General features: G+C 72.5%; 13 protein-coding genes. 8 read left to right on the plus strand and 5 right to left on the minus strand.

From position 1 onward, the window contains the following. Nucleotides 1-258 precede the first annotated feature (258 nt). A complete protein-coding gene (locus ACFWBW_RS35900; protein ID WP_385382040.1) occupies nt 259-993 on the plus strand; it encodes a DUF4232 domain-containing protein in 735 nt (244 codons plus the stop codon). A 585-nt stretch (nt 994-1,578) separates the two neighbouring features. Here ACFWBW_RS35900 and ACFWBW_RS35905 read toward each other — a convergent pair. The 3 genes from ACFWBW_RS35905 to ACFWBW_RS35915 all read right to left on the minus strand — a co-directional run bounded on the left by ACFWBW_RS35905 (nt 1,579) and on the right by ACFWBW_RS35915 (nt 3,357). Next, nucleotides 1,579-2,532 carry an IS481 family transposase gene (locus ACFWBW_RS35905; RefSeq protein WP_385382043.1) on the minus strand — a complete coding sequence of 318 codons (954 nt, stop codon included), beginning with the start codon at nt 2,530-2,532 and terminating at the stop codon, nt 1,579-1,581. Nucleotides 2,533-2,768: 236 nt separating this feature from the next. Next, the gene (locus ACFWBW_RS35910) at nt 2,769-3,152 is read right to left on the minus strand and encodes a VOC family protein (RefSeq protein WP_385382046.1); all 384 of its coding nucleotides are present in this window, start codon (nt 3,150-3,152) and stop codon (nt 2,769-2,771) included. Nucleotides 3,153-3,192: 40 nt separating this feature from the next. Continuing rightward, nucleotides 3,193-3,357, minus strand: a complete 165-nt coding sequence (locus ACFWBW_RS35915; protein ID WP_385382048.1) for a hypothetical protein — start codon at nt 3,355-3,357, stop codon at nt 3,193-3,195. 108 nt (nt 3,358-3,465) lie between these two features. On the opposite strand from ACFWBW_RS35915, the gene ACFWBW_RS35920 reads away from it, so the two are divergent. Continuing rightward, on the plus strand, nt 3,466-4,518 hold the full coding sequence (locus ACFWBW_RS35920) for a zinc-dependent alcohol dehydrogenase family protein (protein ID WP_385382051.1): 1,053 nt from the start codon (nt 3,466-3,468) through the stop codon (nt 4,516-4,518). Between the two features lie 195 nt (nt 4,519-4,713). Beyond that, complete coding sequence (locus tag ACFWBW_RS35925) at nt 4,714-5,463, plus strand: phosphatase PAP2 family protein (protein ID WP_385382054.1); 750 nt, start codon at nt 4,714-4,716, stop codon at nt 5,461-5,463. A gap of 18 nt (nt 5,464-5,481) precedes the next feature. Here ACFWBW_RS35925 and ACFWBW_RS35930 read toward each other — a convergent pair whose 3' ends face one another. Beyond that, a complete protein-coding gene (locus ACFWBW_RS35930) occupies nt 5,482-6,597 on the minus strand; it encodes a DUF2330 domain-containing protein (protein ID WP_385382120.1) in 1,116 nt (371 codons plus the stop codon). Between the two features lie 327 nt (nt 6,598-6,924). On the opposite strand from ACFWBW_RS35930, the gene ACFWBW_RS35935 reads away from it, so the two are divergent. Next, nucleotides 6,925-8,034, plus strand: coding sequence for a TauD/TfdA family dioxygenase (locus ACFWBW_RS35935; RefSeq protein ID WP_385382057.1), 1,110 nt, complete (start codon nt 6,925-6,927; stop codon nt 8,032-8,034). After that, a complete protein-coding gene (locus ACFWBW_RS35940) occupies nt 8,031-8,627 on the plus strand; it encodes a phosphonate degradation HD-domain oxygenase (RefSeq protein ID WP_385382060.1) in 597 nt (198 codons plus the stop codon). The genes ACFWBW_RS35935 and ACFWBW_RS35940 overlap by 4 nt, the downstream gene beginning before the upstream one ends. 39 nt (nt 8,628-8,666) lie before the next feature. Here ACFWBW_RS35940 and ACFWBW_RS35945 read toward each other — a convergent pair whose 3' ends face one another. Next, nucleotides 8,667-9,437 (minus strand): GntR family transcriptional regulator, encoded by a 771-nt coding sequence (locus ACFWBW_RS35945; protein WP_385382063.1) that lies wholly within the window; start codon nt 9,435-9,437, stop codon nt 8,667-8,669. A 176-nt stretch (nt 9,438-9,613) separates the two neighbouring features. On the opposite strand from ACFWBW_RS35945, the gene ACFWBW_RS35950 reads away from it, so the two are divergent. The 3 genes from ACFWBW_RS35950 to ACFWBW_RS35960 all read left to right on the plus strand — a co-directional run bounded on the left by ACFWBW_RS35950 (nt 9,614) and on the right by ACFWBW_RS35960 (nt 11,254). Further along, nucleotides 9,614-10,000: a cupin domain-containing protein gene (locus ACFWBW_RS35950; RefSeq protein WP_385382066.1), complete on the plus strand. Its 387-nt coding sequence runs from the start codon at nt 9,614-9,616 to the stop codon at nt 9,998-10,000. Between the two features lie 64 nt (nt 10,001-10,064). After that, nucleotides 10,065-10,556, plus strand: a complete 492-nt coding sequence (locus ACFWBW_RS35955) for a hypothetical protein (RefSeq protein WP_385382069.1) — start codon at nt 10,065-10,067, stop codon at nt 10,554-10,556. 74 nt (nt 10,557-10,630) lie between these two features. After that, nucleotides 10,631-11,254 carry an HD domain-containing protein gene (locus tag ACFWBW_RS35960; protein WP_385382072.1) on the plus strand — a complete coding sequence of 208 codons (624 nt, stop codon included), beginning with the start codon at nt 10,631-10,633 and terminating at the stop codon, nt 11,252-11,254. The last annotated feature ends 126 nt before the right edge of the window (nt 11,255-11,380 follow it).

Consider the following 11,380-nt stretch of genomic DNA (forward strand, 5'->3'; position numbering starts at 1 on the left):
CGGCTCGTACTGGACGTACTTCCGTGGTCCGCCAACGCGGCGAGGTGCCGTGCCGGGCGCCGTGACCCGGTGAACCTTTCCGGCCACAGCACTAGACGGGTGCGCCCCGTGTACGGCGCCCGGGTGGCGGCCGTACGTCATGGGCGCGTCACGGAACCGCCACAGCGGCGTGCGGCGGGAACCTGCTCGGGTCCGTGAGCCGTGTTCCTGCACGCGAGTGCCGGTGCGGGACCGGTCGTGAACCTCGGGGAGCACCCAATGCAGTACACAGCAGGCATCGGCCGGACCGCGGCGGCTCTGGCGACGGTTCTGGCAGCAGCGGCTCTGATGACGGGCTGCACGCCCACCGGCGACGGCGGCGAAGCCGCCGCGCCCTCGGCGCCGGCCACGGCCTCACGGCCGGCCGGGCCGACGCCCACCGGCGGGGACAAGGGCGGAACGACCAGCGGCGGCGGGAACGGAGGTGCCACGGGCGGCACGTCGCCCTCGGCCGGCGCGTCGCCCCCGGCCGGCTCCTCCTCCGGCGGCACCGGCGGGGTGACGAAGAAGCCCTGCACGGTCGCCGACATCAAGGTCTCCGAAGGGCACCAGGCCGACGTCCGCCCGCCGGGTACCGGAACCGGGGCCGCCATCGTCTCCGTCACCAACACCTCCACGTCCCCCTGCAAGGTGTACGGGTACCCGACGGTCGCGGCGGCGGGCAACGGCTCCCCGGAGAAGAACAAGCCACTGGCCACCACCCACACCGGCCCCGACGCGGCCAACGTGGTGCTGGCCCCGGGCGCCCGGGCGTGGACCAAGCTCACCTTCGTCCAGGTCCAGGGCGAGGCGGACGGCTACTGCGCGTCCGGCGCGACCCCGGGCTCCTACCCGACGGTGGTCATCGGCGTACTCGGCGCCGGGAAGCACCAGATCGCCATGGACGACGGCGTGTTCGCCTTCTGCGACGACAAGGTGACCGTCACCGCCTGGTCCTCCGCCAAGCCGTCCTAGTGCTGTGACCGGGAAGGTTCGCCGGTTCAGCTGAAGGGGCCACCTGCGTACTCTGCTGCGGCAGGAGGGTCGCTTGGTGATGGAGGAACAGTGACAGCGCAGGATGCACCAGCGGCACGTCTACGGGTTAGGAACAACAGTGCCGAGCTGTTAGAGTTGGTCCTGGAGCACTATGGGAGTGACCACTGGCTGCGTCCAGGTGAGACCTTTGTCGTTTGGACGGTCGGTTCCTCCGAAGGCGACCCCTGGCCTGGGACGACACTCGGCAACGAGCCCTTCCAGGTGGACTACCGGCCAGGTTCGGTTTCGGTGCATTTCAACAGGGTCCACGGTTATGTCACGGATGTCGCCGGTCACGAGATCGACTGCGGCCATCGGCGCCCGGCCGACGTCGAGACTGTGTGACCCTGGCGTCCACGGAGGGTCAGGCCGTCTTGAGCGGCCGCCCGCCTCATCGGATTCCTCTTGGCCGATCCGGACGGGCCTGGCGGTGTTTCTGCGCAGGTGATCGGTGAGCTTGCGGATGGACCAGCGGGTGAGGGGCTTGCCGAGGACGGTCAGGCGGATGGTGACCGTCTGAACGGGCTAGGTGTATTGCCCGGTGAGGTTGGGGACGCGGCTGGCGGGTGGTTTGCCTGCGAGTGCGGTGTGTCCGCGGTGGTGATTGTAGGTGTGCAGCCACTGGGGGAACGCGGCGCGTCGTTCCTGCTCTGAGCGGTAGGGGCGGGCGTAGGCCCACTCCTCCAGCAGGGTCCGGTTCAGCCGTTCGACCTTGCCGTTGGTCTGGGGCCGGTAGGGCCGGGTTCGCTTGTGGGTGATCCCGGCTGCCACGAGGACGTCGCGCCAGAGGTGGGACTTGTAGCAGGAGCCGTTGTCGGTCAGGACGCGTTCGACGGTGATCCCGCAGTCGGTGAAGAACGCGTTCGCGCGGGTCCAGAACCCGGCGGCGGTCTCCTTCTTCTCGTCGGCCAGGATCTCGCTGTAGGCGAGGCGGGAGTGGTCGTCGACGGCGGTGTGGATGTAGCTGTAGCCCAGGCGGGGTCGTTTCTTGCGGCCGGCTTGGCGGCCGAGGGCCTTGTGTCCGCCGCCGTCGGGGATGTTCCCGAGCTTCTTGATGTCCACGTGGACGAGTTCGCCGGGCTTGTCGCGTTCGTAGCGGCGTATGACACGGCCTGTTGCCCGGTCCAGATGGCTCAGGCGGGCCAGTCCGAAGCGGGTCAGGACGCGGTGCACGGTCGAGGGCACCAGCCCCAGCAGGTGGGCGATGCGGGCCGGCCCCCAGCGGCGGGCGAGGCGGACCTTGATGATCCGGCGTTCGGTGCGGGTCGGGGTCCGGCGCGGGCTGTGGTGCGGGCGGGACGAGTGGTCGCTCATGCCCGCTTCGCCGTGAGCCCGGTAGCGGTCGGACCAGCGTTGGGCGGTGGTGGGTGAGACACAAAAGCGTTCGGCGGCCCGGCGTAGGGGCCAGCCGTCCTCGACCACGCAGCGGGCCAGGCGCAGCCGTCCGGTCTCGGTCAGGGGTGCATTACGGTGGGGCATGAGGGCCTTCTGTCGTTCGGTGTAGACGTCGCAATCCACACCGAACCCGGAAGGCCCTCACCCATTCAAGACACCTCAGCCGAGATCTGGGTCACCCGTCCACAACCTCCCAGGGCAATACAGCTAGGACCGGGACCGTTGCGCCATCCCGCCTTCCCACGCTGGTTGGAGAACTCACTTCCAACCAGTACAACGAGCAAACCGATGAACCTTCCCGGCCTCAGCCCTAGGACGGGTCAAAGGGGCTTCAGGCGGGTGCGCAGGAGGCAGAACTCGTTGCCTTCCGGGTCGGTCAGGGTGTGCCAGGTCTCGGCGCCGGTCTGGCCGACGTCTGCCGGGCGGGCGCCGAGGGCGAGCAGGCGCTCCAGCTCGGCGTCCTGGTCGCGGTCGACGGGGTTGACGTCGATGTGCAGGCGGAGCTTCCCCCGCCGCGGGTCGCTGCTCGGACTGAGGACGAGGGTGGGCTGCGGGCCTCCGAATCCGGCGGTGGCCGGCCCGATCTCGATGCTTCCGTCGTCCTCCCGGGAGAGCTCCACGTAGCCGAGGGCCTCGCTCCAGAACGCGGCGAGGCGCTCGGGGTCGGCGCAGTCGATGACCAGCTCACTGATGCGGCTTACCATGCCCGCCAGTCTACGAAGAGTTCCCGGGGGGGCGGGCCGGCTACTTGATGACCTCGACCTTCTTGTCGCCCGCGGCCGCGTACGCCGACGTGCTCGCGCCGAGGGCGGTGACGGTCAGAGCGAGCAGGACTGATGCGGCGGCGACCGTGGCAGCACGCTTGCGGTTCGCCTTGTGGGTCGCCTTGTGCGCCCTCTTGCGGGTCATGGGGTCCCCCTGATGGTGTGCGGTGGTCGTCCCGGCAGCTTCGCATCCGGGCCCGGGGCCGACAAGGGAGTCGGGATCGGACGGATCAGGCGAGTGGAGGCGGTCGGCGTGCGCGCGGTGGTGTTCGAGCGGTACGGGGAGCCCGGCGAGGTACGGGACGTGGCCGATCCGGTGCCGGCGCCCGGTGGGGTGGTCGTACGGGTCGAGGCGACGGGGCTGTGCCGCAGCGACTGGCACGGCTGGATGGGGCATGACCCGGACATCACGCTCCCGCACGTGCCCGGCCACGAACTGGCCGGTGTGGTCGAGGCGGTGGGCCCGGGAGTCGCCAACTGGCGTACCGGGGACCGGGTGACGGTGCCGTTCGTCTGCGCGTGCGGAAGCTGCGCCGAATGCTCCGCCGGGCAGCACCAGGTGTGCGCCCGGCAGACGCAGCCGGGATTCACGCATTGGGGATCCTTCGCCGAGTACGTGGCGCTGGAGCACGCCGATGTCAATCTGGTGGCCGTGCCCGCGGAGCTCTCGTACGACACCGCGGCCGCACTGGGCTGCCGGTTCGCGACGGCCTTCCGGGCCGTCGTGGCGCAGGGGCGGGTGGCCCCGGGCGAGTGGGTCGCCGTACACGGCTGCGGCGGGGTGGGGCTGTCGGCCGTGATGATCGCGGTGGCGGCGGGAGCCCGGGTGGTGGCCGTGGACACCGCCCCGGCGGCGCTGGAGCTGGCGCGGGCCTTCGGGGCCGCGCACTGCGTGGATCCGGGGCGGGGCGACGCGGCCGAGGCCGTACGGGACCACACGCGCGGCGGTGCGCACCTGTCGCTCGACGCGCTCGGCTCCGCGGCCACGGCGGCGGCGTCGGTGGCCGGGCTGCGCCGGCGCGGGCGGCACGTGCAGGTCGGGCTGCTGCCCGCGGCACGGGGAGCCGTGGCGCTGCCGATGGAGCGGGTCATCGGGTGGGAGCTGGAGATCCTCGGCAGCCACGGGATGGCCGCGCACGCCTACCCGCCGATGCTGGAACTGGTCCGCTCCGGAGCGCTGCGGCCGGACCTGCTGGTGACCTCCACGATTCCGCTGGACGCGGCGCCGGCCGCGCTGGCGGCGTTGGGCACGGCGCCGGGACCGGGAATCACGATCATCCGGCCGGGGGTCGGCGCGCGGAACTGAGCGGGGCGGCAAGGCTGCTGGTCGCTCGGGGGTTGTGGTGCGGGGAGGGCATGGCTACATTCCTTGATTACACGTGTAAGCAAGAGATGTGGCCACCCCATATCCGGCCACGCCCCCTGCACGCGCCATCCCTCCCCCTCGTACCCCTCATACCTCCTCCCTCCTTTCCCACCCGCCGCGAGAGGCAGCACAGCCATGTCCACGATCCCCGTCGACCCACCCCTCGAAGCCGGCGCACCCGCGTCCGCGACGGACCCGGGCAGCAGGCGCACCGGCACCCTCACCCTCGGAATCGCGCTGCTCGCATCCGCCGCCGCGCTCGCGCTCGTCGTACGGAGGGACGTCACGCGGCCGCCCTTCCAGGGCCTCGACGACCGCTGGCTGTCCTGGATGGGCGGACCGCACGACGGGCTTCCCTCCGTGGTCGCCACGCTGCTGAACTGGTTCGGGGGCCCGGTGGGCGCCGTCGTCCCGCTCGGCCTGCTGCTCTTCCTGCTCATCCGGCGGCGCTGGGTGTCCGCGGGGTTCCTCTTCCTCGTCTACATGGCCGGAAACATGCTCGTCATACAGGGCCTGAAGCACCTGGTGGACCGGCCGCGCCCGGAGAATCCGCTGGTCCGGGTCGACCACGGCTCCTTCCCTTCCGGGCACGCGGCCGGTGCGGCGCTCCTGGTCGTCATCGTCGGCGCACTCCTCGTCCCGGCCGCCCGGCGCCGGGCGTGGTGGATCGGCGGCGCGGTGTTCACGCTGGCGATGATGTGGAGCCGCACCTGGCTGCACGCGCACTGGCTCAGCGACACCGCCGCCGGGGCGGCGGCCGGCGCGGGGGCCGGGCTGCTCGCCTGGTGGCTCTGCGCCCCGGCGCTGGCCCGGGAGGCCGGGCGGAGCACGGAGCGTGCGCACGGTCGGCATCGGCCGGCGGAAGCGGAATCCACCGCCCACTGACGGCAGGATCCGCGCCGGTTACACGTGCGCGCTCCCCGGCACGGCCGCCGTTCGTCCGCGGCGCACCCGCAGCGCGGTCAGGACGGCTGCCAGGGCCGTCACCGCGAGCGCGCCCCCGAGCGCGAGGATCCAGACCGGGATCCCGCCGGCCGTGAGCAGCTCGTCGGTGTACTCGACCCGGCGGTACGGGGCGTCCGCCGCGGCGGCGCGCAGTTCGTGATCGCCGTCGATCCGGGACGGGACCGGGAAGCTCTGGTCGATGGCCGTGAGGAACACCGGTTCCGCGCCCGCGAATTCGGCGACCGGTCCCGTCGGGGTGATCCGCCCGGCGAAGGTCACCTCGGGCGCGTCGCCGCCGATCGCGGAGACGGGTTCCATGCGGTGCTCCGCCAGGACGTACAGGCCCAGGGACTGGGCGGTGGAGGCCAGCCGCGACAGCCGCATCGGGTAGACGAGCCGGTCGCTCTCGAAGCGGATCAGGAGCGGGTCCAGGGTGCCGCGCAGGGTGGCGCCCGGCTCACGGGGGGCGAGCCGTACGGCGACGTACTCCCAGCGCTGGTCCACGTACGGCTCCAGCTCGGCGGAGAGGCGGTCGGGGAGCACGAACCCGTTGTCCCCCAGCCAGTCCCCCAGCGCCTCGGGGTCGGTGGCGGTCAGGCGGGCCACGTCGAAGTCGCCGAGGCGCTCCCGTCCGATGACGCCGACCCGCGGGTCACCGCTGCCGGGCGGCGGCGCTCCGGCCGTGTCCCCGCGGCCGGAGTCGAAGGGCCAGTCCCCGTGACGGGGCCAGAAGTAGCTGCGGGTGCGGTACTCGGGTCCGGTCAGGCCCACCAGTTGCGAGAACAGCCCGCCGTCGCCGAGGCGCACCGTGGCCCGCCCCGGGACCGGCATGATCCAGGCGGCCCGCTTGGCATCGCCTCCGACCGTGAACCGCATCGCCACCTGCTCGGTACGGCCGTCCCAGCGGACCACGGAGGCCTCCCGGGAGACTCCGATCCGGGAGCTGCCGTCGGGGACCATCGCCCCGCAGCCGCAGGCGTAGGCCGGACTGACGAGGGACCCCACCTGGGTCGCGAGCAGCGCGAGCAGCAGGAGTCCGATCCTTCGCCTGATCCACACGGCCGCCCGCGCCATGACCGTCCGCGCCATGACCGTCCGCGTCTTCGCCGGCCCCGCCGTCACCGGCCGCGCCATCGCCGTCCGCGGCCCTGCCGTCCGCACCCCTACCGTCCGCACCCCTACCGTCCGCACCGTCTCCCCCACGCTCCTCGCTCAGCCGTCGGCGGGGGCCTTCACCCGCCGGCCGGTCCGTCCCGGGGTCCGTCTGCCCCGGTCTCAGACGGCCGGTGCCGCGATCCGGTTCCGGCCACCTGTGCGCCATCTGCCGGTCACCTGCTCCTGTCACGCTACAGGCATCCCAGAGTTGTATATACAACTTTTCCGAGCTTGGCAGGAGCCACGATGTCCGTACCGGCGATCACCCGCCCGCCCGCGCCCTGGCTGCGCGACAACTGCCCCTGCGCCGAGTGCCGTGACCCGCGCACCGGGCAGAAGCTGTTCCAGATCACCGAGCTGCCCGCCGGCCTGACCGTCGGCGCCGTGCGCGAAGCACCCGCCCCCGACGGCGGGCCCGGCTGGGAGGTGGAGTGGCAGCCGGACGGCCACCGCTCCGTGTACCCGGCGAGGTGGCTCGACTCCCACGCCCCGGACGGAGCTGCGTACCGCGCGGCCGGGGACGGGCGGACCGAGGCGGACAAGGAGCTGTGGGCGGCGGCGGACCTGGACGGGCGGGTCCCGCAGGGCGGCTGGGACGCGTACATCAGCTCCCGCGAGGTCCGCGAACAGGTCCTGGACGGCGTGGTCCGACTGGGCTTCGCCCTCCTGCGGGAGGTTCCCTGCCGGGACCGGATGGTGCTCGACGTGGCACGCACCTTCGGCTTCGTCCGCGAGACGAACTACGGGGAGCTATTCGAGGTCCGCGTGGAGGCCGACCCCAACAACCTGGCCTTCACCGGCGCCCTGATCACCCCGCACACCGACAACCCCTACCGGGACCCCGTACCGACCCTCCAGTTGCTGCACTGCCTGCGCAACGAGGCCCTGGGCGGCGACTCCGGACTGGTCGACGGCTTCCACGCCGCCGCGCTCCTGCGCGAGCGGGAACCGGAGGCCTTCGGGGTGCTCACCCGGGTACCGGTGGAGTTCGCCTTCGCCGACGCGCACTGCGAACTGCGGGCCCACCGGCCGCTGATCGACGTGGACCCGCTCGGGCGGATCCGCGAGGTCCGCTTCAACAACCGCTCCATCTCCACGCTGCACCAGCCCGCGGCCGTCCTGGAGGAGTTCTACGCGGCCTACCGGCTCTTCGGGGAACTGCTGGAGCGGCCGGAGCTGCGGCTCGACTTCCGGCTCGCGCCCGGTGACTGCGTGGTCTTCGACAACACCCGTCTGCTGCACGCCCGTACCGCCTTCGCCGAATCGGGCGGGCGTCACCTTCAGGGGACGTACGCAGATCTCGACGGGCTGCTCTCCACCCTTGCCGTCCTGCGCCGCGAAGGAGCCTCCGCGTGAACGCCTCCGACACCACCGTCCCTTACGAGACACCCGGCTCCGGCGCCGTCGACGCGCTGGCCCGCCTCTTCGAGGGCGAGGGCAGCGCCGAGTACTTCGGCGAGGCCGTCACCCAGGCCGGGCACATGCTCCAGGCCGGGGCCCTCGCCGAAGCCGCCGGGGCCCCCGCCCACCTGGTGGCGGCCGCGCTGCTGCACGACATCGGGCACTTCCACGGAACCGTGACCGGCCGCGACCTGATGGAGGGCGGGCAGGACAACCGGCACAGCCACACCGGGGCCGACTGGCTGGCCCGGTGGTTCGGGCCGGAGGTGACCGAGCCGGTCCGGCTGCACGTGGCCGCCAAGCGCTACCTGTGCACGGCCGAGCCGGGCTACTTCGACCTGCTCTCCGAGGCCTCCGTGCACACCCTGCGCGTCCAGGGCGGCCCGATGACCGCCGAGCAGGCGCGTGCCTTCGAGGCCCTGCCGGGGGCGGCCGACGCGGTGGCCGTGCGGCGCTGGGACGAGCAGGCCAAGGACCCCGAGTCGGCCACGCCGGACTTCGACCACTTCCGGCCGCTGCTGCAGGCCCTGCTGATCAAGAACGCCTGACCGACAACCCCTGACCGAGAACGCCTGATCACGAGCTGATCAGGGGCCGAGCCGGCGGCCCAGCGCGCTGGCGGCGGAGGTGTGCACGGTGAAGGCGACGGTCCCCGGCAGGTAGCGGTCCTGCGACCACTCCACCGGGACCCCGGCCGGGTCGGTGGAGCGGCGTCGTTCGCGCAGCAGGGCCTCGCCCGCCGGGCAGCCCAGCAGCCGCGCATCGTCCGCGTCGGCCGGCGCGATGTCGATGGTGTGGTGGGCGTCGGCGAAGAGGACTCCGTGCCGGGCTAGTTGCTCGGAGTAGGAGACGGTGTCCGGGGGCATGTCGGCGACCAGGGCGCCGACCGGCTCCGGGTACGTCGTGCGCTCCACCATCACGGGTGCCCCGGACAGGGTGCGCAGCCGCAGTACCCGGTACACGGGGGCTCCCGCGTCGATCCGCAGCTGCTCGGCCTCTTCTGCGTCGGCACCGCCCCGGTCCACGGCCACGGTCCGCCCTCCGGGCTCCTGGCCGAGCGAGCGGGCCCACCGGGTGAAGCTGCGGAGCTCCGCGACTCCCCCGGCTTCCCCCGCGCCGCCACCGAGGACGACCCGGCGGGTGCCTCGCCGCGAGGTGATCAGCCCGTCGGTGCGCAGGGCGGCCAGGGCCTGGCGGACCGTACCCCTGGAGACGCCGTAGCGGCGGGCGAGCTCGTCCTCCGCGGGCAGTCGCGCGCCCGATCCGTACTCGCCCGCCGTGATGGCGGTCCGCAGGTCCCCGGCGACCTTCAGGTAGAGCGGTGTCCTGGGTGCCGGGTCGCTCGGTGCCTCGTTCACGGACACAGCCTGTCACGGTCGGGCGAGGCGAGGCGAAAGGCCCGGAGGGTCGGGACGTTCCGCCCGGTATTGAGATGATGCCCGTCGTCTAAATTCGAAGCGTGACCGGAAGGACCGGTGGCCGTGGCCCGGCCCGCTCGGCGCGAGCCGCGCACCAACGCGTAGAGGAACCACCCATGTTCGGCATGACCATCGACACGACCCCCGACACCACCACCGGCGGCCCCGCGCTGCGCCTCGACCCCGAGGGCGGTCCGTTCCGTGCCCTCGCGGCGGTCCGGATCCAGGTGGCGGCGGGCGGGACGGTCCCGGCCCACGCGCACGGTTCGTCCGAGCTGCTGCTCACGGGTGTCGCCGGGACGGTGGAGGCCTCGTGCGGGTGCGGTGCCAAGACGGTGGCCCCGGGCACCTTCGCGATGCTGCCGGCCGACAAGGAGATCACCCTGGTCAACCACGGCACCGAGCCGGCGACGGTCCTCGCGGTGTTCTCGCAGAGCGAGTTCACCGACGGGCTGCCGCGCGCCGCGGCCAAGGGCTGCGGCTGCCAGGGGCACGGCGGCTGACCTCGCGGTCCCCTTCGGGCGGACCGCTCTGGACGGGCCACCGGCCTGATCCCATACTTCTCCCGTGAGAACGACGGAAAAGCAGCCCCGCACCAGCCCGCTGGTGCCCGACGCGGTGGCCCGGGAGATCGCCCGGCACGACTGGAACTCCATCGCATGCGGCTGCGGCCGCCCGGCCGGTCACCTCGGTCACCTCCCGGACACCTTGTGGGACGCGGCCGAGGGACACCCGGCCGCCTTCCGCGCCCTGGAGGGCCACGCCTTCCACACCGGAGTGCTGCGACCGCCCGCCCCGGCGGTGTGCGGGGTCCTGATGGCGATCTGGTTCGCCGGCCCGCCCCGGCAGTCGACGCGCGAGGCCCTGCTGTGGGCACTGCTGCGCCTCCTGGGCGCGGAGGACGACGGTTCCTCGCACGAGGCCGGCCTGTACGGCCAGTGCGCCGCGCACATCCGCTCCGGGCTGTCCGGACTGCGCGACACGGCGGCCCGCTGCCCGGGCTCCGAATCGGCCGCCTACGCGGACGGAATCCTGAGCGTGCTCGACCTCACCGTTTAGCCGCCTGGGCGGTTCGGGTCTCAGTGATCGAAATGGATGTCGATCGACCGAGGTTGATCGGCATACTCCGGATCATGACCACCGAAAGATCCCGCGAAGCTCTGACCGTACCCACCGCCCCCGACACCGCCGCCTGTGCCGCCGCGCTCGAAGTGGCCGCCGCCTACTGCACCCCGGCCCTGCTGAACCACTCGGTGCGGTCCTATGTGTGGGCCTCGGCGTACGCCGCGGACCGGGGCATCGAGCACGATGCCGAGCTGCTGTACGTGGCCGCACTGCTCCACGACATCGGGCTGGCCCCGGAGTTCGACAGCCACACCATCGCCTTCGACGAGGCCGGCGGGCACGTGGCATGGGTGTTCGGCGCGGGGGCCGGCTGGCCGTTGGAGCGCCGGCAGCGACTGCACGAGGTCATCGTGCGGCACATGTGGGACGCGGTGGACGTGCGGGAGGACCCGGAGGGCCATCTGCTGGAGCGGGCCACCGGCACGGACATCTCCGGGCGGAACGCGGACGACTTCACCGCCGGGTTCCGGGCGGAGGTACTGGCCCGGTACCCCCGCGAGGGCCTCGCGGACGAGTTCCTGGCCTGCTTCCGTGACCAGGCCGCCCGCAAGCCGGAGAGTTCCCCGGCGGCGTCCGTACGGGGCGGTCTCGCCGAACGCATCCTGGCGGACCCGCACCCACTCGAAGCCTGAACGGACCTGAATCCCTCCAGGGGCTGGGCCGTTTTTTTTTTGTCTTTTCCGGGTCGCCCAACCCCCAAAAAAAGGCCCCTGCCTGGCCCCCTCCACCCCCACCCGCGACGTTCTGTCTTCTCTCCC

It is taken from the genome of Streptomyces sp. NPDC059957 (assembly GCF_042730015.1).
Lineage (GTDB): Bacteria > Actinomycetota > Actinomycetes > Streptomycetales > Streptomycetaceae > Streptomyces.

Bases quoted from the DNA above. Each gene is read 5' to 3' on its own strand.
- ACFWBW_RS35950 (WP_385382066.1), top strand. From the start codon at position 9,614: ATGTTCGGCATGACCATCGACACGACCCCCGACACCACCACCGGCGGC.
- ACFWBW_RS35935 (WP_385382057.1), top strand. From the start codon at position 6,925: ATGTCCGTACCGGCGATCACCCGCCCGCCCGCGCCCTGGCTGCGCGAC.
- ACFWBW_RS35915 (WP_385382048.1), bottom strand. From the start codon at position 3,357: ATGACCCGCAAGAGGGCGCACAAGGCGACCCACAAGGCGAACCGCAAG.
- ACFWBW_RS35925 (WP_385382054.1), top strand. From the start codon at position 4,714: ATGTCCACGATCCCCGTCGACCCACCCCTCGAAGCCGGCGCACCCGCG.
- ACFWBW_RS35900 (WP_385382040.1), top strand. From the start codon at position 259: ATGCAGTACACAGCAGGCATCGGCCGGACCGCGGCGGCTCTGGCGACG.
- ACFWBW_RS35930 (WP_385382120.1), bottom strand. From the start codon at position 6,597: ATGGCGCGGGCGGCCGTGTGGATCAGGCGAAGGATCGGACTCCTGCTG.
- ACFWBW_RS35910 (WP_385382046.1), bottom strand. From the start codon at position 3,152: ATGGTAAGCCGCATCAGTGAGCTGGTCATCGACTGCGCCGACCCCGAG.
- ACFWBW_RS35960 (WP_385382072.1), top strand. From the start codon at position 10,631: ATGACCACCGAAAGATCCCGCGAAGCTCTGACCGTACCCACCGCCCCC.
- ACFWBW_RS35905 (WP_385382043.1), bottom strand. From the start codon at position 2,532: ATGCCCCACCGTAATGCACCCCTGACCGAGACCGGACGGCTGCGCCTG.